The 26,982-nt window shown below is 43.0% G+C and carries 17 protein-coding genes and 2 pseudogenes; 11 read left to right on the forward strand and 8 right to left on the reverse strand.

Features of this window, described 5'->3' with window-relative positions:
* The first annotated feature begins 12 nt into the window (after positions 1-12).
* Genes BC751_RS03975 through BC751_RS03985 form a run of 3 tightly spaced genes read left to right on the forward strand, consistent with a single transcriptional unit; the run spans position 13 to position 4,573 of the window.
* Entirely contained in the window at positions 13-876 is an 864-nt protein-coding gene (locus BC751_RS03975) for a sugar phosphate isomerase/epimerase family protein (protein WP_130274436.1), read from the forward strand.
* A 3-nt stretch (positions 877-879) separates the two neighbouring features.
* Complete coding sequence (locus BC751_RS03980; protein ID WP_130274437.1) at positions 880-3,366, forward strand: alpha-L-rhamnosidase-related protein; 2,487 nt, start codon at positions 880-882, stop codon at positions 3,364-3,366.
* 16 nt (positions 3,367-3,382) lie between these two features.
* On the forward strand, positions 3,383-4,573 hold the full coding sequence (locus tag BC751_RS03985) for a redoxin domain-containing protein (protein WP_130274438.1): 1,191 nt from the start codon (positions 3,383-3,385) through the stop codon (positions 4,571-4,573).
* 625 nt (positions 4,574-5,198) lie between these two features.
* On the opposite strand, the gene BC751_RS03990 is transcribed toward BC751_RS03985, so the two are convergent.
* Positions 5,199-6,329, reverse strand: a complete 1,131-nt coding sequence (locus BC751_RS03990; RefSeq protein WP_130274439.1) for a metallophosphoesterase — start codon at positions 6,327-6,329, stop codon at positions 5,199-5,201.
* Between the two features lie 444 nt (positions 6,330-6,773).
* Here BC751_RS03990 and BC751_RS03995 point away from each other — a divergent pair, with 444 nt between their 5' ends.
* From BC751_RS03995 to BC751_RS04005, 3 genes are read left to right on the forward strand one after another with little or no spacing between them, the layout of a single operon-like run.
* Positions 6,774-7,070 carry a MarR family winged helix-turn-helix transcriptional regulator gene (locus BC751_RS03995; RefSeq protein WP_130274440.1) on the forward strand — a complete coding sequence of 99 codons (297 nt, stop codon included), beginning with the start codon at positions 6,774-6,776 and terminating at the stop codon, positions 7,068-7,070.
* A 31-nt stretch (positions 7,071-7,101) separates the two neighbouring features.
* A complete protein-coding gene (locus BC751_RS04000; RefSeq protein ID WP_130274441.1) occupies positions 7,102-7,482 on the forward strand; it encodes a transposase in 381 nt (126 codons plus the stop codon).
* Complete coding sequence (locus tag BC751_RS04005; RefSeq protein WP_165389788.1) at positions 7,479-8,357, forward strand: IS3 family transposase; 879 nt, start codon at positions 7,479-7,481, stop codon at positions 8,355-8,357. Before BC751_RS04000 ends, BC751_RS04005 begins: the two co-directional genes overlap by 4 nt.
* Before the next feature lie 288 nt (positions 8,358-8,645).
* Here BC751_RS04005 and BC751_RS04010 read toward each other — a convergent pair whose 3' ends face one another.
* The 3 genes and pseudogenes from BC751_RS04010 to mgtA all read right to left on the reverse strand — a co-directional run bounded on the left by BC751_RS04010 (position 8,646) and on the right by mgtA (position 13,517).
* Positions 8,646-9,242, reverse strand: a complete 597-nt coding sequence (locus BC751_RS04010) for a cation transporting ATPase C-terminal domain-containing protein (protein ID WP_242617357.1) — start codon at positions 9,240-9,242, stop codon at positions 8,646-8,648.
* A 54-nt stretch (positions 9,243-9,296) separates the two neighbouring features.
* Positions 9,297-10,808: pseudogene (locus BC751_RS04015) on the reverse strand (IS1634 family transposase).
* 195 nt (positions 10,809-11,003) lie between these two features.
* Positions 11,004-13,517 carry a magnesium-translocating P-type ATPase gene (gene mgtA / locus BC751_RS04020; protein WP_130274443.1) on the reverse strand — a complete coding sequence of 838 codons (2,514 nt, stop codon included), beginning with the start codon at positions 13,515-13,517 and terminating at the stop codon, positions 11,004-11,006.
* 355 nt (positions 13,518-13,872) lie between these two features.
* On the opposite strand from mgtA, the gene BC751_RS22250 reads away from it, so the two are divergent.
* Together BC751_RS22250 and BC751_RS22255 are read left to right on the forward strand one after the other, a co-directional pair.
* On the forward strand, positions 13,873-14,070 hold the full coding sequence (locus BC751_RS22250; RefSeq protein ID WP_165389789.1) for an agmatine deiminase family protein: 198 nt from the start codon (positions 13,873-13,875) through the stop codon (positions 14,068-14,070).
* Positions 14,067-14,243 carry an agmatine deiminase family protein gene (locus BC751_RS22255; RefSeq protein ID WP_165389790.1) on the forward strand — a complete coding sequence of 59 codons (177 nt, stop codon included), beginning with the start codon at positions 14,067-14,069 and terminating at the stop codon, positions 14,241-14,243. Before BC751_RS22250 ends, BC751_RS22255 begins: the two co-directional genes overlap by 4 nt.
* 7 nt (positions 14,244-14,250) lie before the next feature.
* On the opposite strand, the pseudogene BC751_RS04035 reads toward BC751_RS22255, so the two are convergent.
* A pseudogene (locus tag BC751_RS04035) lies at positions 14,251-14,418 on the reverse strand (HIT family protein); the annotation flags it as partial.
* 236 nt (positions 14,419-14,654) lie between these two features.
* Between BC751_RS04035 and BC751_RS04040 the strand changes: the two are divergent.
* Complete coding sequence (locus BC751_RS04040; RefSeq protein ID WP_130274444.1) at positions 14,655-14,909, forward strand: Kazal-type serine protease inhibitor family protein; 255 nt, start codon at positions 14,655-14,657, stop codon at positions 14,907-14,909.
* Between the two features lie 67 nt (positions 14,910-14,976).
* Here BC751_RS04040 and BC751_RS04045 read toward each other — a convergent pair whose 3' ends face one another.
* Positions 14,977-17,268 carry an acyl-CoA dehydrogenase family protein gene (locus BC751_RS04045; RefSeq protein WP_130274445.1) on the reverse strand — a complete coding sequence of 764 codons (2,292 nt, stop codon included), beginning with the start codon at positions 17,266-17,268 and terminating at the stop codon, positions 14,977-14,979.
* 106 nt (positions 17,269-17,374) lie between these two features.
* Complete coding sequence (locus BC751_RS04050; RefSeq protein ID WP_130274446.1) at positions 17,375-22,192, reverse strand: RecQ family ATP-dependent DNA helicase; 4,818 nt, start codon at positions 22,190-22,192, stop codon at positions 17,375-17,377.
* A gap of 519 nt (positions 22,193-22,711) precedes the next feature.
* Here BC751_RS04050 and BC751_RS04055 point away from each other — a divergent pair.
* Positions 22,712-23,647 (forward strand): SMP-30/gluconolactonase/LRE family protein, encoded by a 936-nt coding sequence (locus BC751_RS04055; RefSeq protein ID WP_130274447.1) that lies wholly within the window; start codon positions 22,712-22,714, stop codon positions 23,645-23,647.
* Positions 23,648-23,697: 50 nt separating this feature from the next.
* On the forward strand, positions 23,698-24,186 hold the full coding sequence (locus BC751_RS04060) for a GNAT family N-acetyltransferase (RefSeq protein WP_130274448.1): 489 nt from the start codon (positions 23,698-23,700) through the stop codon (positions 24,184-24,186).
* Between the two features lie 334 nt (positions 24,187-24,520).
* Here BC751_RS04060 and BC751_RS04065 read toward each other — a convergent pair whose 3' ends face one another.
* Positions 24,521-26,947: a S9 family peptidase gene (locus BC751_RS04065; protein WP_130274449.1), complete on the reverse strand. Its 2,427-nt coding sequence runs from the start codon at positions 26,945-26,947 to the stop codon at positions 24,521-24,523.
* Between the last annotated feature and the right edge of the window lie 35 nt (positions 26,948-26,982).

Genomic DNA, 26,982 nt, shown 5'->3' on the forward strand with positions numbered 1-26,982 from the left:
ACCCAGCAAAATATGAACAATAGAAGAGATTTTCTGAAAATATCCAGCGCCTTCACTTTGGGTGCCCTTTTGAAACCCCAATCATTGTGGGCGGAAAGTTTGGCTAAAAAACCCATCGGTCTGCAACTCTATTCTCTTCGGGAGGCCATGCGGGAAGATCCGCAAAACACCCTGAGGTTAGTAGCTTCCATAGGGTACAAAAGCCTGGAAACAGCCAGCTATGCAGACGGAAAGGTCTATGGGATGGAGCCTGTCTTTTTCAGAAAATACATTGAGGACTTGGGAATGAGATTGAGATCGGCCCATGTGGGTGGACCAAGAACTTATGATCCTGCCAAAAAAGGGGAGGCTTTGGACTGGTGGAAAAAAGCAGTAGCAGACCACAAGGCCATGGGTGCCAAATACCTGATCAAACCTTCTATGCCCATCCCTACCACTTTAAAGGAACTGGATAACTGGATCGACTATTACAACAGTATCGGGGAAATTGCCAAAAAATCAGGAATGCTATTTGGATTTCACAACCATGCCAGGGAATTTGAGACCATTGAAGGAAAAATCATGATGGATTACATGATCGAAAATACCGATCCCAAATTGGTCTGCTTCGAATTGGATGTTTACTGGAGTCAAAAAGGTGGTCAGGATCCGGTAGCTTATCTGGAAAGGTATGGAGGAAGGTTTCCCCTGCTGCACATCAAAGATGAAGAGGAAATCGGGGCAAGTGGGACCATGGATTTCGAGGCCATCTTTAAAGCAGCCTACAAACAGGGGATGAAAGATTATTTTGTTGAAGTAGAAAGGTACAATTTTGAGCCCATTGAAAGCGTTCAAAAAAGCTTTGAGTATTTGAAGCGTTCCACATTTGTTAGGTAAATCATGGTTTACAGGCAACTCCTATCTCTTTCCTTGCTTGTTTTGTTATGGGTATTTCTGGGTATTGAAATGCCTTTGGCAGAAGCCCATTCCTCTTCTGATGTTATCCTACTGTCCACTCCTCCTTACGGGGAATCCATAAATATGGACAGTAATCCTCAAGCAACTGGACCTGCAGGACAAAAGGAAGAACAAAGGCCCGGGCCGGAATGGAAAGCCCGATGGATCAGCTTGCCGGAAAACGAGTTGCCCCGCTATGCGGTAGTACAGGCAAGAAATGAGATAGAATTGAAAAGCATTCCTGAAGAACTGCTCATTGATGTATCGGCGGTTATCCGTTACAAACTCTTTGTGAATGGAAAATATATCGGTCAAGGGCCTGCCAATAATGACCTGAAACATTACAGTTATGATACCTATGACCTGGCTCCACATCTTCAGAAAGGAAAAAATGTGATTGGATTGACCGTATTTTCCTTGGGGGAAATGAACCCACTACGCTATCATGACCTGGGTTTGAGGTTTATTGTCCGAACTGAAAACACGGAATTTGAAAGGACAATCAATACAGGGACAGGTTCTTGGAAATTAATGGTCAATTTCGCCCATCAGCCAACGTACAGGGGTAAAGATTTTGAAATCTATGGCTATTTTGCCATGGGAGGAGGAGAGGCGATCAGCGGGAATCAATATCCCTGGGGCTGGCATCAGGTAGGTTTTGATGACAACATGTGGAAAAGTCCCAGAAACCTCGATCCGGGAAGACCCTACGGCCATTCCCATTCTTATGGACATGCCGAAATCAGCCTGACCAAAAGGGACATTCCCTTGATGAATGAAGAGACAGAGAAACATCCCAAAATCCGAAAAACAACAGGATATTGGGATGAAGCACTTTTCAACCAATGGCAAAACCAACAATCTTTGAGGATACCAAAAAACACCAGCACCACCATCTTGTTGGATCAGGGTTACATGACCAAAGGACATACCCATTTTACTTTTTCCCGGGGAAAAGGAGCATTAGTGGAAGTAGCCTATGCAGAAGCCCTTTTTGGACCGGACAGAAAACAGGGCCATCGGGATGAAATAGAAGGAAAAAAGCTGATTGGCCAAAAGGACCGGTATCTATTGGATGGAGGAAAAAGCAGAACCTACTCCCAGCTGTTGCCACGTACCTGGCGCTTTATTGAACTGCACATCCAAACAGGGGAGGAAGAGCTTATTTTAGATAATTATTTTGCACACAAATTTTATTATCCCTTTCAACAGGCAGGAAGCTTCAAAACACCTTTCAAAATCCATGAGGACATTTGGGAAGTGGGTTGGCGCACAGCACTGCTATGTGCCGATGAAACCTATATGGACTGCCCTTATTACGAACAATTACAATATGTTGGGGATACACGGGTACAGGCCTTGATTTCCTTATATGCAGCAGGAGATGACAGGTTGGTGAAAAATTCTATCCGACAGTTTGCCCACTCCATCACAGATGAAGGAATCACGCAAAGCCGTTATCCTTCCAGTTTGCCACAAATGATCCCTCCCTATTCCCTGTTTTGGATCAATATGCTTCATGACTATTACCTCCACAGGGAAGATCCCGAATTTATTAAAGCCTATATACCGCAAGTTGTCTCTATTCTCCATTGGTTCGAAAACAAATTGGACAAGGATTATATTTTAGGCCCTATGCCATGGTGGTCCTATACCGACGTTACTAGATGGGAAATGGCTTCTCCCCCAGGGTTTGCAGATGGCGGTTCCCTGGTTATGACCCTGCAATATGTTTACGCCATTCAAGAGGCCATCCCCCTTTTTGAAGCATTCGATAAGCCATACCTCGCCAATCACTTTAGGGACTTATCCACAAAAATCAAAAAACAAGTGCTTACCAAAGGATGGGATAAAAATAGGGGTTTAATGGCAGACAAGGAGGACAAAAGCAGCTTCAGTCAGCATGCCAATATCTTTGCAATTCTGACGGAAACAGTGGATAAGTCCCTTCAAAGTAAGCTTTTCCAAAAAATCATTTCAGAGGAAGGACTTGCCCAGGCCAACATTTATTTTAGGTTTTACCTTACCCGTGCAGCACAAAAAAGTGGAAATGGCGATTACTTTATCAACAACCTACAGACTTGGGAACAGATGTTGGAAGAAGGGCTGACCACTTTTGCAGAGCATGAGGTACAGACCCGCTCAGACTGTCATGCCTGGAGTGCCAGTCCCAATTTTGAGTTTATCCACACCGTATGCGGTATTCAGCCGGCAGAAGCTTACTTTAAATCGGTGCTGATCGCTCCCAATCCAGGCAACTTATCCACATTTGAAGGGAGCATGCCCCATCCAAAAGGAGACATCCATACCAAATATGATTTCGGAAAGCAGCGTGCAGAAATCATATTGCCGGAAGGACTGAACGGGAGATTCGAATGGAAAGGAAAAAAGTATAACCTAAAATCAGGAAGCAATACAATCACATGGTAAACAAACCCAGAGCAATATGAAAGCAAGTCATTTATCCACACTATTGATCGCAGGTATATGCCTGATAGCCTCCTGTGGGCCTCAACAAAGCATGGAGGGGGCAAAGCCCAACGGAGAATTTATACCCAATCCGCAGGAAATGGCAGAACAGCCCGTAGGGAAATTGGCTATTGGAGATAAGGCCCCCTATTTCAATTTGCCCAATGTGGACGGAAAATTTGTATCCATTGATGATTTCAAAGAAGCAGACGTCCTGGTCATCAATTTCACCTGTAACCACTGCCCAACGGCTCAGGCTTATGAGGAAAGGTTTATCAACCTGGTAAAGGAATACGGTCCCAAAGGGGTCGCCTTTGTCGCCATTTCTCCCAATAGCCCAATTGGGATTTTGCCAGAGGAATTGGGCTATACGGACCTGAACGATGATTACCATAGCATGCAGATCCGCTACAAGGACATGAATTATAACTTCCCATACCTTTATGATGGGGACACCCACGAATATTCCTTGGCCTATGGACCTGTAGCCACCCCCCATGTTTTTGTTTTTGACAAGGATAGAAAACTTACCTATTCCGGAAGATTGGATGCTTCCGAAAAGCCGGGAACTGCGAATGCAGAAGATCTGAGAAATGCCATTGACAAAACCCTGGCAGGAGAGGCCTTAGAACCCGACAAGGCCATTACCCCCGCCTTCGGCTGTTCTACAAAATGGGCCTGGAAAAATGAGTTTGCCATTAAAACCAACGAAGAATGGAAAAAGAAACCTGTCACTTTGGAAAAGATATCCACAAGTGAACTGGCAGAACTAATGGAGAATAAGACGGATCAACTCTTGTTAATCAACTTTTGGGCGACATGGTGCGGCCCTTGTGTGGTGGAATATCCTGAATTCATTGAAATACAGCGCATGTACGGTGCCAGGGATTTCCGATTTGTGTCTTTAAGTATGGACAACCCCGAGCATGAAGATAAGGTGCTGAAGTTCCTGAAATCCAAATATTCCGCAGTGACCAATTATCAGATTGATACAGATGATAAATATGCGGTAATTGATGTGGTGAAAAATGACTGGGATGGAAGTTTACCTTTAACCCTATTGATCGAACCGGGAGGTAAGGTGGCTTATAAAGTTCCGGGAACGATCAAAACACTGGAGCTTCGTAGGGCTATCGTGGACCATCCCATGATTGGAAGGTATTATTGAGAAGGGAGAAATGAGAAGTTAGAGACGAGACAGTGGGATTTCGGTAGACAGATTTCGAAGCCATTTAGGAGTCAAGGTTTTAAGGGATTCATTAAGGTAATTGCTTAAAATAGTGACAAAACCACCCCGATGGGGGTTTGATCCCTTAAGGGTATTTGCCCCGGGTATAACCCGGGGCTGTGAAGCAATTATAATATTCTTGAATCCCGACTCCAAAGGAGTCGGACACAAGGGAAGAAAGTATAACAAGTGTCAAGTATTTTAAGGTCGGGTCTTGGAATCTATAAGCAAGAAGCAAGACTAAAGAGTTTTTTATTTTCTTTTGTCACTTTTGCGGTTCAAAAAAAAATAGCCACAACGACACGAAGGATCTTTGTGGATAAACAGTGGCCTAAGCCAATACCCTTGCGCTCTCTGCAGTGAAAAATGATTGAGTTAAAAACAACAATATCCTCATTCATCCCCATTGATCAGTGGCCAAAAACACTCCTTCAATTCTTGAGGCTGACATCCGTTTACAGGCGGTTTACAAATCCGCAGTATCGCTTCACGAAATTTCAAATTCCGAGAAGCCTCTGCGCCCTTCGCGAAAACCATTGCATTCTCTGCGGAAAAAAACAGAAACTTATCCGAAAAACATATGCCTTAGTTCACTCAGGGGAAGTTCTTCCATGACTTCCCTCTTGGGTTTGCCATCCCCTTCCTTCCAACTTACCAAGCGGACAAAACCATCGGCAATCTCAATGCCCGTAATGCTGTGGTCACTGTAACAGCAGCATCCTGCATTGAAATAGGTAGGCTTGTAATGCGATGTAGGTTTTGGAGAACCATCACACTGACTGGGATGCCTGGCTATTTTTTCCTTAATTTCCCTGACCAAGTCATTTTGGCTATTGGCAATGGCCTCTTCCAACTGCGATTTTAGCGTTTGAATATGGCTGTAGGAATGAAAAATCGGTTGATGCGTGTGTCCGGTGACCAAAATCAAGTTTTTCTGCTGTTGACTCCATTCGTACATCAGGCGGTTATGCAGGGTTTTTTCAGTCTTTACATTTGCCGGTGTATTGATGTTGATATTCAAAAATGACTGCAAAGGGGCCCATATATAAGAGACAAACCATATAGAAAACTGATTACCATCAGACCTTTTGTCCCCCTGATGCCCATGGGTACAAAATACATCGATGTGATTTCCGTCCTCAAACCTGACCCTGACCACAATACCCCCATAAATATTGATGGCTTTGCCATAGACCTCACGGAGAAACATTTTGGCAAAAGGATCGATTTTCCAGAAAATGTCATGGTTCCCATAAATCTTATAGAAAGCATTTCTTTTGACAAACTTTTTCTCTGCCTCAAAAGTAGCTTGGTTATGTTTGATAATGGAAAAAATATTAAACTTCCAGAATTCTTCTGCATCGCCCAAATTGATATAATTGGCTTTTTGCTGCTCATAATATTCCAGGGCTGTAAGGTAGTTTTGCTCTGAAAACCGAAATTCATCGCTACGGCCCCGGTTGCCTTTATGATGATCGGAAAAAATGATAGTAGTTCCATTTTTTAAATCCAAATTGTATAGAGCCCCTTGTTTGGTTTTGGGATTATCCACAATATCCTGGTATAATGCTGTCAACCTTTCAAAAACATATTCCCTATCAGGTGAAGCCGATACTTTTTTGGAAATCCACAATGTAGGTTTCCTTAAAAGAAAAACGATGGGCCATTTGAGGATTTCTAAAAATCTATTGCGCATTTAACAAGGATTCATGAAACATTGAAAGAAATATAATCAAATAAATCCTTAATTCAAGCCGAGCGGGATTTACTGAGTTTTTGGACAGGTTTTGGTCCATTATAAAAGCCACAAAGGGACTAAGGAACCAAGATCGATTGTGGATAATCAGGAACCTTGCTGTACGGGATTTGCAACCCGAACCGTGATACCAAGGATTTGGAATCCTTAATTCCACAAACCTGCAAATAGAGATTGAAATTTGACATTTTCAGAAAAATAATGACATCACTTGATCCGTCATCCTGAACCGGAGCCTGCAGAGTCGAATTCCTACCCAGCAGCATTGGGGAGTATCTCCTCTTTTTTGTGAGACTCTTCCTTCGTCAGATTGACATTATAATATCACAAAAATTTGCTTCAGCATTAAGATTTTCATAAATTGAATTGTTTGCAATCAAAAATATGGCTATTCAAGAAAAAGAACCCGGATTTCCTTTTTATGTGGCATCAAGGCTGATCTCCCAAGCCTACCGTGAGCCTTTGGAAGCTCTTGGGCTGACCTATCCACAATACCTGGTCATGCTCTGCCTTTGGGAAGAGGATGGGCTGATGGTATCGCAAATTGGGGATAAACTATCCCTGGATTCCGGGACATTGACTCCTTTGTTGAAGCGCCTGGAAGCCATGAACCTGGTTAAAAGAGAAAGGAGCGAGGAAGATGAACGTAGGGTAGAAATGTCACGTCCTGAAATAGCTTGACAGATTAAGTCAAACTAAAAACAGGAAAAAAATGACAAAAACGGTTCGGGAATTTAACAGGTACAGTATTAGCTTCAAGAAGCAAGTAGTAGAGGAGGTGGAAAATGGAAGTTCCTATTCTTATCTTCAAAAGAAGTATGATATTAGAGGAGCGGAGACGATCCAGAGGTGGGTCAGGTCCTTTGGCAGGGATCATTTGTTGAACAAAAGGGTTAGAATAGAGACTATGGATGAGAAGAGAAGACTTAAGGAACTGGAAGAGGAGAACAAGAGGTTAAAACTTGCCTTGGCCGATTCGATAGTTGCCAACAAGATGCTTGAGACGCTGATAGATGTTGCAAATGATGAATACAAGACGGATTTAAAAAAAAACTTTGGCAACGGACTGTTTCAAAAAGGCCTGAAGAAGTGAGCGTTAAGTCCGGTTGTACTTACTTTGGTTACAGTAGGTCAGCATATTATGGTTGGATGGACTCCAAGTTGAAGGAGGAAGCGCAATACGACCTGGTATTGGAGCTTGTCCGGGATTACCGGAGGACGCATCCGATGATGGGCACAAGAAAGCTTCAGGAGTTGATCAGAGAAGATGCGGTGAGGTTGGAGATCAGCATAGGAAGGGACAGGCTCTTTGAGTTGTTGCGTTCTGAAGGCTTGCTGGTCAAGCGCAAGAGGAAGTATGTTGTTACAACGCAGTCATTTATGCGCTACAGTAAATATGAGGATCTGTTCAATGGCAATGTCTGGACCACTGCCCATCAGGCCTGGGTTTCGGACATAACCTATATCCGTGTCGGGGATTCCTTCAGGTACCTGTATCTTATTACCGATGCATACAGCAGGAAGATAGTAGGATGGTATTTGGGGAATACGCTTGAGTCAAAATGTGCTGTAGAAGCCTTAAAAATGGCGATAGAACAATGTCCGTCAACAGAAGGCATTGTTCATCACTCAGATAGGGGCTTTCAGTATTGCAGTAAGATTTATACTGAATTACTGGAAAAGGAAGGTATAAAGTCCAGTATGGGAGAAGCAGGGAATTGCTATGATAATGCAATGGCAGAGCGGGTTAACGGGATTCTGAAGATTGAATATAAACTTGGGGACAGGTTTAAGAATCTCAAAGAAGCGTTTGCAGCAGTAAGGCATGGAGTATGGGCCTACAATGAAAAGAGGCCACATTGTTCATTAAATATGAAGAAGCCGATTGAGGTACATGAGGGACTAACAGTGTTTTCATCTCTCAAACGCAAAAGTAGCCCAAGACAGAGACCTGTCAAGGCTATATAAACGTCGCTTCGCTCCGGCCTTGACAGGTCTCCTTACTTGGGCTCTAGGGCATTTAAGAGGATTGAAAATAAAAGAAAAAACAAAGAAAAAAGTGTCAAGTAAAATCAGGACGTGACAAAATTCAGTTGACCTATCCGGGAAAATCCCTACAGTCCAAAGCATTTTCCCTTTCATCCAACCTGCAAACAATCTTTGCAGATTGGACAGAAAAAGACAAAACCAAACTGCAACAGTTGATGAATAAACTGTTGGAAAGTTTGAAGTCTTCTTCCCAAAAGACTTAATTTTTTAATGTTTTACGAGCTTTTTGAAAAACCAAACCTTAAGGAAGTCTCCTGTTAAAATATACAGTGCCACAATAGAAAGCATCAATCCCAAGGTCAGACTATCCAAGGGAACCAAACCCAGAGAAGAAGCCATCGGCAAATAGGGCAGGGCAAGGGTAAAGGCAAAAGACAAAAGGGCAAAAATCAACAGGTATTTCCCCGGCCTGCTCTGATAGAACTTTTTATGGGTTCGGATAATAAATAGGATAAGGAGTTCACTCATGATGGATTCTATAAACCAACCTGTCTGAAAAGTAGCCTCATCCGCCTTAAGGACAAACCAGAGTACCAGAAATGTAAGACCGTCAAAAAATGAACTATGGATTCCAAAGATAAGCATGTATTTCCGTATCACGGAAATATCCCATTTGCCGGGATTCTGGATCTGACTGTCATCCACATTGTCGGAAGTAATGGAAAGATAAGGCACATCCGAAATCACATTGGTAAGCAGGATCTGTTTGGGTAGCATGGGCAAAAAAGGCAGCACCATGGAGACAAATGCGACGGAGAACATATTGCCAAAAGTACATCCTGTGGAAATGTAAATATACTTCAAGGTATTGGCAAATGTCTTTCTGCCCTCCTGACTTCGACACTGGGACACCCAAAATCAAAAACCGAACATTTTTGCGAGTTTTTGTTGACTTTCGTTCAAAAATAGGGTCTTTCTCAGCTTTTTACCTGAAGATTTGAGCTGTATTTCAACAGTGTAAATCCCTTTTGCTATTTCTATGGCTTTCTGAGGAGAAAGTTTTGGTCCTTTTTCCAATTACTGCCTTTCCAGTTCCTTAAACACTTTGTAAGCGACGAATGCGATGCTTATATGTGCTTCGATCCTGCGTTGTTTATAATGGAAAACAGGCCTGACTTTGATTTCATTTTTGGTTATCCTGAAGGCCTTTTCTATTTTCCAAAGGTTGTTGTAATTCTCAATGACCTCGTCTTTGTCAAGGTTTGTGTTGGTAATATACCCTTTGAGACCGTCCCATTTCCCATCCTGTTCAAACTTTTCAATATCAAGGGCAATCTTTACCTCCCCTTCCATTTTAAGATACTTGTTATAGCCCCTGTTGTTGATGTGGCTTTTGTTGAGCTTTCCTGATTTTAACTGTTTCTCGAGCTTTTTAAGACCTTTCTCCCTGTTGATCCTGTCTTTTTTGGCTCTTCTGTCTGAATAACTGACAACCATTCTGAGCCCGTCCTCCCAATCCAGCAGCCTGCTCTCGCCGTTTTCAAGTTCAAAAGCCAATATCCTCTCTTTACTTTTATCAGGGGAAGCTTTCAGCCTTGCTCCCAGAATAAACTCGTAACCGTTGTCCCGTAACTCTTTTACATTGCTTTTTGACAGTAAACCTGAATCGGCAACAACAATCGGAGCAGGTAAGCTATACTTCTTTCTAAAAGCTTCTATCACAGGGATCATCGTATGCCCTTCAAACTTGTTTCCCTCAAAAATCTCATAAGCCAGAGGATATCCCTCTAGTCCAACCAGCAGACCCAAAACAATCTGTGGATTTTGATGCTTTCCCTCCTTGGAAAAACCACTCTTTCTAAGATCATCTTCATGATCCACTTCAAAATAAAGCGTAGTAACATCATAGAAAACGATATTGATACTCCCTCCGAGTATTCTCTTGGTATGTTCAAAGCTGATCAGCTGGACCGTTTCCTTATAGTTGTTGTAAAGCTTGTCCATGTACCTGTAAAGGTCCTGAACCTGGAATTCGAGGCCGTGGTAGGTGAGCAGGTAATCACAGGTTTTAAGCTTGCTGGCAGGAAAACAGATCCTGGAATATACCAGCCACCTGAAGATATCATCTTGGATTGCGCTGAACCCAATATCATTGAAAATCCTGTCCAAAAGCAGCTCGGTACCTGAAACAGTGATGTTTTCAACACTTTCCAGAACAGAATCGGCAATCCGTTCTTCATCACTGAAGGGGATTTCAAGTGCTCCTTTATGGTTTTTTATCCATTCCTCCCCAAGAATAAAAAGTCTTTCAACCTCAGATCGATCAGAACTGCTTCCGATCGTTTTTACAACCTTGCTTTTACCTTTGATCTTCTCAATTACCTGAACACTGATCTTGCCACTTTTATTGGGTTTTCTCCGAACAAACATGCCTAAAAGTACAAAAAACCACCCCGGGACACCCAAATTGAGAATCTGAAAATTATAATGATCTATATTTCAATACTTTATGTAAAAATGGGACTGACGACTGTCGAAGTCAGGAAAAAGACAAAACCAAACTGCAACAGTTGATGAATAAACTGTTGGAAAGTTTGAAGTCTTCTTCCCAAAAGACTTAATTTTTTAATGTTTTACGAGCTTTTTGAAAAACCAAACCTTAAGGAAGTCTCCTGTTAAAATATACAGTGCCACAATAGAAAGCATCAATCCCAAGGTCAGACTATCCAAGGGAACCAAACCCAGAGAAGAAGCCATCGGCAAATAGGGCAGGGCAAGGGTAAAGGCAAAAGACAAAAGGGCAAAAATCAACAGGTATTTCCCCGGCCTGCTCTGATAGAACTTTTTATGGGTTCGGATAATAAATAGGATAAGGAGTTCACTCATGATGGATTCTATAAACCAACCTGTCTGAAAAGTAGCCTCATCCGCCTTAAGGACAAACCAGAGTACCAGAAATGTAAGACCGTCAAAAAATGAACTATGGATTCCAAAGATAAGCATGTATTTCCGTATCACGGAAATATCCCATTTGCCGGGATTCTGGATCTGACTGTCATCCACATTGTCGGAAGTAATGGAAAGATAAGGCACATCCGAAATCACATTGGTAAGCAGGATCTGTTTGGGTAGCATGGGCAAAAAAGGCAGCACCATGGAGACAAATGCGACGGAGAACATATTGCCAAAAGTACATCCTGTGGAAATGTAAATATACTTCAAGGTATTGGCAAATGTCTTTCTGCCCTCCCTAATACCATATGCCAATACGGAAAGGTCCTTTTCTATCAGCACAATATCGGCTGCCTCTTTGGTCACATCAACCGCATTGTCCACAGAAATACCGGTATCTGCGGCATTGATGGCCGACACGTCATTGATGCCATCACCCATATAAGCCACTGTATGTTGGCTTTTCAGGGCCCTGATGATTCTTTCTTTTTGCTGTGGTTCTATTTCCGCAAAAATATCGACTTCCTTGACCTTTTGTAAAAGGGCTTCAGGGCTGGTATGTGCCAATTCCTTGCCGGTAAGCACTTTTGGAGAAGCAATCCCAATCTGCCTTCCGATGGATTTAGCCACATTTTTATTGTCCCCTGAAATAATTTTCAAAGCCACTTTCAAGTCTTTCAATTCCTGAATGGCTTCTATGATTCCTTCTTTGATAGGATCCTGAAGCAGGACAAATCCAGCAAAAATCATGTCCTTTTCATCTTCCCTCTTAATCTGTCCATCATTCAGGTGTTTGAAACAAACGGCAATAGCTCTTAATCCATTTTTTCCAAAGCTTTCGAATGTTTGATCAAGCCTCCTTTTCCATAATTTAATGTCTTCTACCTTTCCATCTTCTGTTTTGATCCCAGTGCATATTTCACTGATCTGTGTATATGCCCCTTTGGTAATGAGCATTTTCTCTCCTTCCAAGGCAATGGCAATGCTCAGTCGCTTTCGGATAAAATCGTAGGGAATCTCTCCGAATTTTTCAGGCTTTGGAGATGAAGGAGGCTGAAGACTGACAAGGGCTTCATCGATGGGATTGGAATATCCTGTCTGAAAAAAAGCATTCCAGTAAGCCAAATTCCGCACAAAGTCATCACTTTGGTCCGATCCGTTGACTATACGGTCTACCCGAATCAGTCCCTCAGTGATGGTGCCTGTCTTATCGGTACAAAGGAGATTGACCTCGCCGAGACTTTGTATAGCAGAAAGTTTTTTGACAATTACCTGTTTTTCCATCAGGCGTTTGGCTCCCGAACTCATGGCAATAGTGGTAATGGCAGGAAGGAGCTCGGGGGCCATACCCACAGCAAGGGCAAGGGCAAACAAGGCAGAGTCCAAGATGGATTTTTCTACCAGCAAGTTGACTATCAAAATAAATACCGATAATACCAAGGTGATCTTCATCAAAAAATAACCGAACTCCCTGATGCCTTTTTCAAAAGAAGTTTCTACCACCCGGCCTGCACCCTGAACTATTTTCCCAAACTGAGTATCTGTGCCGGCCCAAACCACTACTGCTTTCGCTGTACCGCTTACCACATGGGTACCTTCCCAAAGGCTGTTATTACGTGCGGCAAGAACGGTATTAGCGGGAAGCTTCCCCGCTTCTTTTCTTAAGGGAAAAGATTCCCCGGTAAGACTGGCTTCATTGACATGCAGCTCATTGGATTCGAGCAACAAACAATCAGCGGGAACCATATCTCCCGCATTTAAAATAAGTATATCACCCGGTACTACCTGTTCATTGGGAATATCCACATTCGCTCCCTCTCTGAGCACAGTACTTTTCAATGCCATCAAGGACTGTAGCTTTTCAACAACCCTTCCCGCATTGCGTTCCTGAAAAAAACTCATCAGTCCTGCTAAGATCAAGATCACCAGGATGATGATGACATCCGACCTTTCTCCTATAAAAGCAGAAAGGATCACTGCGCCCAACAAGAGCATTACCAGTGGGCTTTGGAACTGCCTGATCAATAAACGTAAGTCCTTTTGGAAACTGCTTTGCCTTTTCTTTTTGGACAAGGTGGATAAATAGCGTTTCTGGGCTTGGGAAGAACTTAAGCCCTCTAAACTGCTATCGAGCAATTTTAACACTTCCTTTGGGTCCTGTGACCAAAAATTTTCTAATGAAGCCATGAATCCTGTTCGGAAATTTTTCTCTACAATTTAATGATTTACAGCTAAAAAAACTGGAGTAATATAAACGAAAAATTAAAGTTATTTTGGTACAGCCTGCCTGTTCTTCAAACTTTCCTTCCAACCTGAAAAAAGCGGAATCCGGTATCCGTGAAGCGGTCCAAAAAGGTGCACAGTCGGCCGGCATAAAGATCAGGACGAAAGCACCAACAAAGAACAGCACCATGCCTGACAGACCGTTAAGAAATCCCATGCGGTAGCCAATGGGGTTTCTGTGGTCTCTGCAAACAGGGTTGGTATTGAAGGGAATATGAAGTTTTGGGGAGGTTCTTTTGTGACCAATGTCTTTGGTTAGGTGACTTATCAGGCCGACCATAAAAAAGAACTGGTGCATGTAGAGGAATTTGCCAAAGGACATTTGCTGAAAGCAGAAGTAGACATTTCCAAGGTATTTTCCCATCACTTCCCCAGCAATGATGCCTGGTGCAGTGATCATGGGCCAGCCTTTTTGGTAAATGGGAAGGGAACTTTGATGATAACAGCAAACAGATGAACATCATAGAACTGCTTGTACCTTCACCGGTGGTCTATGAAGACATGCGCCTGCCTGCTTCCTCTGCCAATTTTTATATTGCCAACAAGTATATGATTGTCCCCACTTTCCGGGATCAAAATGATGAAAAGGCTTTGGATATTTTACAGGCTTGTTTTCAGACCGAAACGTAATGGATTGTCACTTATATTTTCTCTTTTCCGGAATCACAGCCCTTATTCCCCCTTCAGGATCATCTACATCCCCTGCATACCTGGGAATTAAATGGATATGGACATGGGGTACAGTTTGTCCGGCTTTTTCTCCGATATTGATTCCAACATTGAATCCGTCTGGATTAAAAAGATTTTGAAGCTGGGTTTTTTAACTGAAACAACCTCGATAGCTTGCTTTTGAACATTGAAAAAATCATCAAAATACATCTCCAAAGAGGGTAATTTGTTTCCTTTTATTGAAAATAATAATTGTCAAACCATCCCCAACCTTCCTACTTAATTTAACCGATTAATTTTTGGCAAAAAATTTTGACATACAATTTGTAGCAATTTCTCCCTATTCTTCGTCTATTGTGAAAAACCAAAGCCATGAAAAAGCTACGCAATGCCCTTTTTATGCTTCCTTTTTTGGTATCCACCGCCTTTATGTGTGAGTCGGTGCAGCCCGAACCTGAGATTGTACTGGACAAAGATTGTTTTGATGCCAGTAAAATAAAACGGGATACCATGTGCGCAGCCATCTACCAACCTGTCTGTGGCTGTGATCGAAAAACCTACGGCAATGCCTGTGAAGCCAATGCCCAGGGTATCCTGAAATTTACAGAAGGGGCTTGTGGGGAGTAAATCAAATTCCCCTTTAAGTCCCTATTCTTCAGGATAAAAATCCATTCCGCCAAGAAATTTTATCGCATCAAATTCTCCTTGCTATCGGCGCTGCAATGCAAGTTTCAGGGATATCAAATGCATCAGTCAGCGCAAGGGCATTTTTCCTGATTTCCCAACAGAGTTGGTTGACTTCTTTTCTGATAGCTTTGGTCTTGACCCCTTCCATATAGCCTTGTTCCAGGTACCAAGTACTGTTTTTTTCAATGGTATGCAGCGCATACAACTGGCAAAGTTGGGTCAATGCATCTTCGATCCTTTTGTCCTTCATTTCCTCAACAGCCTTTTGGAACTCCTCCAAAATAATCCTTTCAATGAATGCTTGCCCCACCTGGATCAAATGGTGCTGCACGATATTGAAAGCATCAAAGGAATCCATGCCGCTGTCGATATGTCTTTTGATCCTTTGGGCTGCACTCGCAAGGATCGCTCTTTCCCTATACCTGAAGGCATTCAGGTGGAAATCCATGTCCAAAATGTGGGCTTGATCCGTATTCCGGACGATAAGCGGGTTTTTTTCGGTAATACTTGTTTTGGCCTGATTGACCACGTAATTGAAAACAGTAAACATGTTCATATCGCTGAACTCCTGCCTAAATTCCGTCAACCTGTTTTTTGCCACCAATTGCATCAGGACTACATTGTCTCCTTCAAAGGTGGTGTACACATCCGTATCGTTTTTCAGGGCATCGATCCTGTTTTCCGAGAGGTACCCTTTGCCTCCACAGGCTTCTCTACATTCCTGTAAAGCAGCGGTTGTAAACCAAGTGGTATAGGCCTTCATCCCGGCGGCGAGGGCCTCAATCTCTTGGGCATCATCCTCGTTCCGGTTCAAAAACCTTTGGGTAAGGTAGCGCAAAGCAAATTGTAGGGCATAAGTGGTAGCCAAAGGTGGGATCAATCGTCTTTGGTGCATCCTGTAATTCATAATCGGCACCTCTTCCCCTCCTTCCGGTCCAAATTGCCTGCGTTTCTCCGCGTAGCGGATGGCAATGGTCAATCCCGTCTTGGCAGCCGATAGGGCCGACCTCGGAATACCGATTCTACCGCCCACCAAAGTTCCCAACATGGTAAAAAACCTTCTGTTATCAGAACTGATCGGACTTTCAAATTCCCCTGAATCATTGATGGAAGAGAACCTGTCCAACATATTTTCTTTAGGAATTTCCACCTGATCAAAATATATCACCCCATTGTCTACGCCATTAAGGCCCATTTTTCTGCCACAGTCTTCAATCCTTACGCCTGGTACCATATCTCCTTGGGCATCTCTAAGTGGAACAATAAAGGCATTGACACCAAAATCCTCCCCATCGATAATTAGCTTGGCAAAAACGGTGGCCATTTGCCCATGCATGGCGGCATTGCCAATGTACTCTTTTCTGGCATCCGGATGAGGGGTGTGAATGGTGAAGGTTTTTTTGCTGTGATTGTAGGTGGCTGTAGTCTCCAAACCCCGGACATTGGAGCCATGTCCGGTCTCAGTCATGGCAAAACAGCCGGGGAGTTTTAGGCTGCCCACGTCTTTGAGGTACTTTCGGTGGTGTTTTTCGGTACCGAGAAAATAAATACTCATACCCCACAAGCCAAATTGAACCCCAAATTTGATAACCATGCTCAAATCGTGATAGGAAAGGGTTTCCATAATGGTAAAATATCCTTCCATATCGTCTTTACCATCTGCAAAGCCCGGATAAGCCCAGGCACCGAAACCTTGCCTGGCAAGCTCCTGACACCATATCAGGGTCTGTTCCCGCTGTTCTTTGAGGCTTTCATACTCCCTAAAAGCAAAAGTAGGGTCTGAAATGATTGTCTTGACTTTTCGTATGAGCGCTGCTTGATTACCATCAAGCACTTTAGTCATTTCATGGACATCAAAATTTTGTTGTGCTTGATGGTCTGTGGTCAGGGTTTGATGTCCCGATTTGAAAGCATAACCGGCTTCTTTTCCCAAAAGCCCTAGGTTACGCTCGGTGTTATAAAAATCAATGATTGTCTTTTGGCTGAAGGTAAGCTCTGGATTATACTTTCGGACAAGGGCTATTCCTATGCTGGTGAGACTTTCCAGCTCTTTGATTTCCAAAGATCTGATTTCTTTTCGAATGGTTTTAAGATCTTTGGGGCTGGGTGGTCGTGTAGGGTTCAGTTTCTCCAGAAGCCAAGCCTTTTCTTCTACACTCAACCATTCCTGTCTATCTATCAAGGCTTCCATTTCTTTGATTTCAGTGGGTGTCAGGATACTATCTGTCCAAAGCGTGTAGTATAGCGGAAGAAAAATATGGAGCTTGGGATTGTGATGGATAAAATCTGAATGGATCATGGGGTATGATTTGGTTTAATAAGGTATACTGAATAGTGATATTCAAGGTTCAAAATCAAAAAGCAGGATGGCCTTAGGCCTTATCGTTAATTTACCAGACTATTTATTAAATCTCTTTCGGATTTTCTTTATGCAGGACCAACTCCGGAAGCAGTACCAAAACATCTTTTTCGGTCTCCGGATTGTGCCAATAGACCAGCCAGTTGACGGATACCTGCTGTACGGTATAGCCTTTTTCCATAAACTGAGCCAAACTTTGCTGGAATGCCATAGAAAATCGAAGAACGGTCTGACCCTGATCATTTAAGCAGTCATTTCCTTCCAAACTTAACAGGTCCCCGGTCCTTAGGCGGTGAATAAGCTTTTGTCTGAAGGCACAAAAACCCAAATTGATATCCTTCAAGCCCAACTGTAGAAGCAAAGGTCCATGATCTTCCTCAAGGGCCTGAACTTCAATTCTTTCCATGGCTTCTGCGGTGATGCCATCCAAATAATTACCGCGATAATGAATAGAAAGTAAGGACTTGGCCCGGGTCATTCCTACATACAATAGGCGGCGCTCTTGGTCTTCCTTACAGTCTGACTGGGTAAGCATCATATACACCTGGTCAAACTCTTTGCCCTTGGCTTTATGGATGGTAGAAACCAAGGCAGTACCATACTCCTGATCAGCAAAATCCTCTATTCTGGATTCCCGGATAAATTCTTCCAAATCCGTCCGGTACCTGATTTTGGGAAAGATCTGTTCAAAATCGTCCAACATGCGTTTGACAAGATCCCATTTGTTGCTATGGCCGAAAGCAGTTTCCAACTGCTGCCTCGATCTTTTCCATTTTTCTTCAGGGACGGTATATTGACCTGGTCCGAGAGAAAGGGAATTGAAGAAAAATCGGATTTCAAAGAGTTGCAGCAAATGGAATTGCTCATGGCTTTGAATCAGCTTGGCGGAAATATTTTTTTGCAAAAGCCGACTTAAAATACTTAAAGCTTCCTCATTGGTCCTGCATAAAATTCCTATAGTACCCTTAGGTTTTGAGGAAAAAAAATCATCCATCAGGGCAGGCAAAAGATAGGGTCCCCTGTGTTGGTAAAAACGCAAAGAACCTAATCCTGAATCATGGGCTATAATGGGGTTTGTTTTCAATCTTTGGCTTATGGTTGCCGCCCATTGATTGGAGAAATCGACCAGATTGGATTTGCTCCTGTAATTTTCCACCAACTCATATTTCTGGGCCCCCTTTTCTGTAATGAATTTTTCAAGGTATACTGCACTGGAACCCCGGAATTCATAGATGTTCTGGTCATCGTCTCCCACGGCAATGACCCGCACGTCCTCATTTTGCTCCATCAATGCCTCTATTAAGGCAAACTCTTGACTGCTGATATCCTGTGCCTCATCAATCACCAAAACGGTCCGTGTAACCTCCTTAGGCTCGGTTTTATTTTCTCTGATCATTTGGGTGGCCTGTTCAATGACCTCATCGGTTTTGTCCAGACTACCCACCTTTCCAATAATTTCAAAACAATAACCATGAAAGGTTTTGATATCCACAAATAGGGCAGCATTTCCTATCAGGTCCATCAAGCGTTTTTTGAATTCCGTGGCCGCAGCCCTGGAGAAGGTCAACATCAGCAACTGCTCTTGTTTCACATCTTCCATCAAAAGGAGCGCAGCCAATTTGTGGACAAGTATCCTGGTTTTTCCACTTCCCGGCCCAGCGGCCACAACAATATTCCTGGAATTTTGATCATTGATGATCTTCAGTTGGGCTGGAGATAACTCTCCAAAAAGTCTCCTGAATTTGGCAGGGGTAATGTTACGGCTGATTTCCTTTTGGCGGTTGCCCTTGAAATATTTGTTGAGAAAAGCCGTGTAATTCATCTGAAAGTAATCCTCTACGAATTGTAAGGCATCCTGATAGTCTGAAATCATCTTTTTGGCATATTCCCCAACAATGTGGATCTGCTGCACCTTGTTTTCATAAAACCGTTCCAGCTTCTGGTAATCTTCCTGCTTGTAACGGGCCTTATTGTCTCTTTCGGTACGCTCTATGGTCAGGCGGTTGTAGAGTACCAAAAATCCCCCTTCGATTTTGAGGGCATCCATCCTGGAAAGGTAGAAAAGAGCATCCTCCACATCAGCGGGGGTACAACTTCTTTCAAAAAGACCTGCTTCAGCTTCGTATGATTCTTTCAGTTCGAGTACCGAAAAATCCACAGGCATTTCCCCCGAAAACAAGGGCAGGTCAGGTGCTGGCAAAGCTGCCTTTCGGTACAGATAATCCAAAATAAAGCGGGCCAAGTCATGCCTTTTGCGGAATTTTTCTTTCAACACTTCTGTGGATAAGTTGGCTTTCAGTTCCACATGGTTTTTAGAGGAGGTAGAAAATTGCTTGCTGACCCAGTTTTTGATGGACCAGTAATTGATCACAGTTCGTATTTTGGCAGGCGTTATGCCCTTTAAGCCTTCCAGCGCGGCACCTTCATTAAGGCTTTTGATCTGGAAAACCCTAGCTTCAGCATTGATTTGGCCCAAAAGGTAATTTTCAAGCAAACCAATGTTTTCCACAACATCCATGGGCTTTTGGATGGCATCCGATCTTCGGATATATGCCTGCAGGTCTTTGGAATCGGCCAGGATTTTTTCTTCTCTCAGCAGGTGAATGATTTCAATGACCTCTTCTTTGACCATAGCCAGGTGGTCAGCGATATAGTCAATCCTTGCCTCTGCCTCATCCTCCAGGTTTTTCTGTCGGCTTTTGGAGGAAAAAAGCTTTTTGATAATCCGGACTGCCTGAATCTTTTGGTGTTGGGAAAATCTTGGGGAGGATTCTATTTTTTGGATGGCATCCTGGGCATTGTTTACCTGAATGCTGCTGGCAAAGATTTTGGGCATGTTTTGTCCACGCTTGAGGTAACCGGCATCTTCCAGGGCGGCTATGGCCGTAGTTACCCGGGTTTCAATTTCCCGAATGGAATCGTCCCAACCTGCCTGACGGGCAATTTCCAGGGCGGAATTGCTTACCTGACTTCTGTAACGGGTGAGATTTTTGATCGCTTTCCAGACCTGTTGGATTTCTTTGAGGGTAATTTTGGTTTGATTCAAAAGGATAAAATGCTTGCTGAGATCTTCTTCATCAAAGAGGACAAAACACTCCGCTTCGATATTTTCATCCCTTCCTGCACGTCCGGCTTCCTGTACATAGTTTTCCAGGGAATCTGAGATTTCATAATGCACAACCAAACCCACATCTTTTTTATCTACCCCCATACCAAAAGCAGAGGTGGCCACCATGGTATTTATCTCTCCTGCAATAAAAGCATCCTGGTTTTGGTTTTTTTCAGTTTTGTCCATCTTGCCATGGTAGGCACGTGCAGGGATACCGTCTTTATTCAGCCTTTGCGCTAAGTCAAATGCTTTCCTTGTTCGTGAAACATAAATGATGCTGGGGCAGGCTTTGGCTTCAAGTAAGTCACGGAGTGCAAGATATTTTTCCTCTTCCTTGTTCCTTTCGACCACTTCAAAGCGCAGATTGGTCCTTGCTACACTTGAGCGGAACATTTCAAGATTAAGCGAAAGCTTTTCACGAAAAAAATTCTGGATATCTTCTATGACTTTTTGCTTAGCAGTAGCCGTGAAGCAAGAGACAGGTATTGGTTCAGAGAGATTTTTTATTTCCTGAAGCTTTTGAATAAAATCAGCAATATATAGGTAATCAATCCTAAAATCCTGTCCCCATGCAGAAAAGCAATGAGCTTCATCAATAACCACCCTATTGATTTTTCTTCCTAATAGTAGCTTTTCAATACTTTTTGAACGAAGGGATTCCGGTGAAATGTAAAGGATAGATGCAGTACCGTCTTCAACCCTTTCGAATGAATTTGACCTTTCTATAGGATCCAAAAGGCCGTTAATGGTAACTGATTCGGTAATGCCCATTTTTTCAAGGTTATCCACCTGATCTTTCATCAAGGATTGTAAAGGGGAAATAACTAAAGTAAGGGCCTTCTCCCTTTCTCCCGCCATAAGCGCAGGTAGTTGGAAAGTAATGGATTTACCTCCACCTGTAGGGAATATGCACAAAATTGATTCACCTTTTATGGCTGCTTCTACAGCTTTTTCTTGCAAAGGCTCATTTCCGTAAGTTCTGAATTGTTCGAAGCCAAAAATCCGCTTTAATCCAGCATGGATATCAAATGTTTTGGAGCAATATGTACAGCCGGTAAGGCAGGGCCTTCCCCTTAACATAGTCATCAACCTATCTGTTTCCGGGAAGCGTTGCAAGACCCACGGAGGGGTAATGCTGAATCTATCTCCAACATAAATCAAGGAAAGGGCATAGGCAAGAGGGATCGGTTTTCTTTTAACAAACTCATAAATATCTGCATGAGCGCATATTTTCCCTCTAAAAAATTTGTGGATAAGCTCAGAGATGTTATCAGTAGTTGCTTCAAAATCAAGATATTCAAAGAATCCCTTAAAGGCATCTGATTGAGCTAGCAGTCTATAAAAAATTTGCTGTAAATCCTTTTCCAAATCTAAAAAGGCACTTACTTGATCATTTAAAAGATCTCTGGCTTTTATTGCATCATTAAGAGGGTTGCTGAGGCTTTCAGTTTGAAGCTTATCATCCTTAACGAGGTTATGGTACGGTTTTTTAGGGAAAAGCAGAGGCGATAAAAATAAGGTATCAATAACATTAGAAAATTGAATTCCCTTTTTTTGAAGATAGGGAAGATCATGCCCCAAAATATTATGACCGCATACAAATTGCGGTCTATCCAAAAACGCCTCAAATTTTTTTATGTTATTGCTGTGGAAAGTGCTTCCATCAGATTTCACAGCGCCAAAGTCCAAGAGCTTTTCATTTTGAGGATCTACCTCAATATCTAAAAAGCAAATGTGTGGATTGGAGTCTTTCATCAGTGATTCAAAATATCCATAAATTCGAATTATTCATCAATATTCGGAAAAGAAAGCTTCAAGCATAATTCTTTCGACTTTACAAGTAATTGGAATAAAAACATGAATTACAAGTCAATCTTACCGACTAGATATTTAACAATTTATCTTTGTCAATTCTTTTCTTGATAAAAAAAGTAGCCAGAAAAATCAAGAATTTCGAATCCTACTCCTCATAAGGCCAACGCCGGACAGGACGAAATTCATTACCTCCCGCCCTACTTAGACGATAACGTTGTCAAAATATCATAATATTTAGTTGCAATTTTTTAAAAATCTTCTCAAATTATTTATTAAGCACAACTATTAAAATGTCTTGAAATTCAGGGTAAACCAATTCCAGAAACTTTACCATTCACACAATAATATTTAATTTAGGTGAAAACATCACCAAAATTGCCTGAAACAATGAAAAGATTGGTTTTCCTTCCTTTGTGTATTTCGTTATGGTTTATATCCTGCACCTCAACACCCCCCTCTATGAAACAAGACGCCTTTATAGAAATCCTCGACGAACAGGCAACGCAACTCTTCGATCCAAAAGCTCCTTTCCATATCATGGCACAGGGCTTTTCCTGGACAGAAGGGCCGCTTTGGCTGGAAGGACAGCAAAGTCTGATTTTTACAGACATCCCCAACAATTCCGTTTTCCGGGTCGACTCCAAGGGCAAACTCAGTCTTTACCTGAAACCATCAGGTTATACCGGAGAGGCTCCTCGTGGTGGGGAAGTGGGCGCCAATGGTCTGACTTTGGACCCACAGGGCCGATTGGTACTCTGCCAACATGGGGACAGGCGTATGGCACGCATGGACAGTCCCTCAGATCAGCCTCAACCTACCTTCATCACCCTTGTGGATAACTATCAGGGAAAGCGCTTCAACAGCCCCAATGATGTGGTCTTTGATAAGGCAGGAAATATGTACTTTACCGATCCACCTTATGGACTGGAATTCAATATGAATGACCCTGCAAAGGAACTGGCCTTCCAGGGAATTTATTGCCTGAAAGCCACAGGAGAATTGGTACTGCTCGATACCATCTCCCGGCCCAATGGCTTGGCATTTAGTCCGGATGAAAAATACCTTTATGTTGCCAATTCAGATCCCGAACAGGCAGTTTGGTTCAGGTATGAAGTAGGACAAGATGGACTTATCCACAATAGGGAATTATTTTATGATGCCACCGAATTGGTGGGAAAAGAAGGTTTCAAAGGCCTGCCGGATGGAATGAAAATCCACAGTTCAGGGATAATATTTGCTACCGGCCCGGGGGGAGTTTGGGTATTTGATCCAAGTGGAAAAGTCTTAGCAAGACTGAGAACCGGGGAAGCTACCTCCAACTGTGCCTTTTCCACTGATGAGAAAAATTTTTTCATGACCGCGGATAATTATGTGTTGAAGATTGAAATGAAATAGCTGGAAATAGATATAGATATTGATGGATATTGGATATTGGTTGAAATAGAATGGTAATTAGAGAAGCAGATATTGAACGGGATTATGATGGGGTTTGGGAGATTTTTTTGGATGTAATTGCCGGTGGAGATGCCTTTTCATTTGTACCGGATACCCCCAAATCTGAACTGAAAAGGCTATGGTTTGCGGACAATATGGATACTTTTGTGGCTGTGGATAACTCAGGAAAGATAGTTGGAAGCTATTACGTAAAGCCCAATCAACCCGGACTTGGAAGCCATATTGCCAATGCAGGTTATATGGTGCATCCCAATGAAAAAGGAAAGGGAATCGGCACCCTTTTGTGCAAAGACTCCATTGATTTTGCCAGAAAAAAAGGATACCTCGGCATGCAGTTCAATATTGTCGTCAGTACCAATGAGCCCGCAGTAAAGCTGTGGAAAAGTTTTGGGTTCTCCATCATCGGCACTATTCCCCAAGCCTTCAGACATCAAAAGTTGGGATTGGTGGATGCCTATATCATGTACAAAAGCTTGTAAATTTACCTTGTATAAATTTTTTTAATTCCTTCACTCCTTGTTGTATAAAAAACCAACCGCAGATGAAAGCGGATTGACACAGATTACTTTGGCCTAAGGGTTTTGTTGTGGATAACTTTTGGTTTCTTTTGTTCCTTTTGTGATTCTATAACTTTGCCACAAAGGCACAAAGTTCTGTTGCACAAAGCTTAACGCTCAGGTAGCAATCTTTGCGTACAACAAAAAAACCTTTGAGAGTACTTTAGTACTCCCAAAGGCCTAATTCATACGATTTAGGGAATTTCCGAAATCCTCCTTCCGAAATTCTATTTTCTAACCTCTCGTCTTTCGCTTCTCAATTTCTATTCTTCACATACTTTTCCAACCACACATGTTGTTCCCAGAGGGTATGCAGGATGGATTCTTTGGCAGCATAGCCATGGCTTTCATGCGGTAAGAAAACCAGTCGGGTGGTAGCCCCGTGTCCTTTCAAGGCATTGTAATAGCGTTCAGACTGAATGGGGAATGTACCGGAGTTGTTGTCCGCCTCTCCATGGATCAAAAGGATCGGAGTTTTCACCTTATGGGCATTCATAAATGGAGACATCGTATTGTACACCTCGGGTGCTTCCCAGTAAGTGCGCTGCTCATACTGAAAGCCAAATGGGGTCAAAGTCCTGTTGTAAGCACCACTTCTTGCGATACCCGCGGCAAACAAATTTGAATGTGAAAGCAAATTGGCCGTCATAAAAGCGCCATAAGAGTGTCCACCGACAGCAATCCTGTTTCTGTCACCGATACCGGCATCTACTATATAGTCAATGGCTGCCTCAGCATTGGCCACCAACTGCACCACAAAAGTATCATTGGGTTCTTCATCCCCTTCCCCCACGATAGGCATTTCGGTTTGATCCATGATGGCATAACCTTGCGTCACCCAGTAGATCGGAGAACCCCAGTTCAATCGGGTAAAGGTATATTTCGATCCCCTTACCTGGGCAGCAACGGCAGCAGACTTGTATTCCCTTGGATAAGCCCACATCAATACAGGAAGCCTGCCATCTTTAGCAGGATCATAACCTTCAGGCGTATACACAATAGCCGAAAGGTCAAGACCATCGTTCCTTTTGTACTTGACCAATTCCTTTTTGATACCCTTGATGGACTCATAAGGATGCGCAAATTGTGTGATTTGTATAGGAGCAATCCGTTTTCTGGTATTGACCAACCAATAATTAGGCTGTATATCTGTGCTTTCTTTGATGGTGACAAATTCCGTAGCATCTGCATTCAGGACTTTGGCCACCCGCTCATAGTACGGGGCCTGTGATCTCCACAGGATTTTTTCTGTTTTTGTTTTGGTGTTGAAAGCTGAGAGATAAGGCATACTGCCTTCCGGGCTTCCCCCTTCGGATGTCATGAAAACATCATCTCCTTTTCTTAAAAGCACTGATCTACCAAAGGAATTCGTCGTGAAAACCGGGGATCCGGGATCATTGTAAATGTCATCTGAAGAACGCTCAATGATAACAGTCCCTTTTTCACTTGGTTTTGAAGGATTGATACGGGTTACTTTTTGCTGCCTGCTCGCAAACCATCCTTCGTTTAACAGTGCAAAATTGTCATCAGACCAATAAATGCCTCTGAAACGGTAACCAATACCGGCCAATTTGCTTGGCTGGGCAGAAAATGGAGCATCCAAGGTGTAAATGATTTCCCTTTCATCCATTTTCACCCTAGGGTCACCGCCATCCTGTGCCTCTACCCAGAAGAGCGTGGCGGGTTTGTCGGCTCTCCAGCTGATAGAACGTGGACCTGTAACTGTGGCATCGAAACCTGTTGGACGGACTTCATCCAAAGGAATCTGGGCAAGTGTTTTGACGTGCTTGCCGTTGATATCCCAGATTTCCACATCATAGGGGAAGCGGGAAGCAGGAACAAGGTAGGAAAAAGGCTTCTGGATCAGTTCAACGGTGATATATTGACCATTAGGAGAAAGATCCATGGATTTGATCATGCCCGGCTTACCAATAGGTTTTTTGTTGCCCTGCAAATTGACAAGCATCAATTGGGAATCCATAAAATACTCCAAAAGCGCCTCATCGTAAGGATTAGTCAGGAGATCCTGATAGGTTCTGGAAGGGGCAGCGTTTCCGGAAGTTTCCTGCACGGTAGGGCCTTTTGGCGCTAGGGGAGCTTTAGGCAAGCCTCCTCTGTTTGGGTTGATGGCGGTGAAAAGGATTTGGTTATCGGGAGTCCATGTGATTCCCGTACCATATACTGCATTGACAATTTCATCCGTAAGTTTTCTGGCTTCCAGTGTGGATAAGTCCACTACCCAAAGACTGATGCCTGTATTGCTGGTATTGGTCAGGGCTACATATTTTTCATCTCTGGAAAGGGAAAAGCTTCCCAACCTTGCATTGGCAGGTAACCCTTTGACCTGCTGCTCCTGACCGTTTCGCGTGTTTTTAAGGATCACATTCTCGAATGAACCTGTCCGGCTGGGACCATTGGTGGCCGGATTGATACGGATGCCACCGATTCTAAGCTCAGGCTGGGCCAATTCCTCTATAGAGGGATTCCCTGATCTCTCCAGTACCAACATAAAATCACCAGAGCGGCTGAAACTTACCAATGGAGTAGGGGCAGCATTGACAAGGTCAGCGATGGCTTTGGGAGGGGTCTGATAGCTCAGAGCTTCCTGTGCCTGAACCTTAGCAAGGAAAGGCAGAGAAAGCACCCAAGCCAATATGGCTATAGAATAAAACTTTTTTATCATAAGGGTAATAGAAGTTTAGTTTTGTGGGAATTTAA

Source organism: Cecembia calidifontis, from assembly GCF_004216715.1.
Taxonomy (GTDB): Bacteria; Bacteroidota; Bacteroidia; order Cytophagales; family Cyclobacteriaceae; genus Cecembia_A; species Cecembia_A calidifontis.

What these genes read in the sequence shown, in the direction of transcription:
- BC751_RS04045 (WP_130274445.1), bottom strand. Translation starts at nt 17,268, where the DNA reads ATGATCCATTCAGATTTTATCCATCACAATCCCAAGCTCCATATTTTT.
- mgtA (WP_130274443.1), bottom strand. Translation starts at nt 13,517, where the DNA reads ATGGCTTCATTAGAAAATTTTTGGTCACAGGACCCAAAGGAAGTGTTA.
- BC751_RS03980 (WP_130274437.1), top strand. Translation starts at nt 880, where the DNA reads ATGGTTTACAGGCAACTCCTATCTCTTTCCTTGCTTGTTTTGTTATGG.
- BC751_RS03985 (WP_130274438.1), top strand. Translation starts at nt 3,383, where the DNA reads ATGAAAGCAAGTCATTTATCCACACTATTGATCGCAGGTATATGCCTG.
- BC751_RS04060 (WP_130274448.1), top strand. Translation starts at nt 23,698, where the DNA reads ATGGTAATTAGAGAAGCAGATATTGAACGGGATTATGATGGGGTTTGG.
- BC751_RS04000 (WP_130274441.1), top strand. Translation starts at nt 7,102, where the DNA reads ATGACAAAAACGGTTCGGGAATTTAACAGGTACAGTATTAGCTTCAAG.
- BC751_RS04050 (WP_130274446.1), bottom strand. Translation starts at nt 22,192, where the DNA reads ATGAAAGACTCCAATCCACACATTTGCTTTTTAGATATTGAGGTAGAT.
- BC751_RS04055 (WP_130274447.1), top strand. Translation starts at nt 22,712, where the DNA reads ATGAAACAAGACGCCTTTATAGAAATCCTCGACGAACAGGCAACGCAA.
- BC751_RS03975 (WP_130274436.1), top strand. Translation starts at nt 13, where the DNA reads ATGAACAATAGAAGAGATTTTCTGAAAATATCCAGCGCCTTCACTTTG.
- BC751_RS22255 (WP_165389790.1), top strand. Translation starts at nt 14,067, where the DNA reads ATGAACATCATAGAACTGCTTGTACCTTCACCGGTGGTCTATGAAGAC.
- BC751_RS04040 (WP_130274444.1), top strand. Translation starts at nt 14,655, where the DNA reads ATGAAAAAGCTACGCAATGCCCTTTTTATGCTTCCTTTTTTGGTATCC.
- BC751_RS04065 (WP_130274449.1), bottom strand. Translation starts at nt 26,947, where the DNA reads ATGATAAAAAAGTTTTATTCTATAGCCATATTGGCTTGGGTGCTTTCT.
- BC751_RS03990 (WP_130274439.1), bottom strand. Translation starts at nt 6,329, where the DNA reads ATGCGCAATAGATTTTTAGAAATCCTCAAATGGCCCATCGTTTTTCTT.
- BC751_RS03995 (WP_130274440.1), top strand. Translation starts at nt 6,774, where the DNA reads ATGGCTATTCAAGAAAAAGAACCCGGATTTCCTTTTTATGTGGCATCA.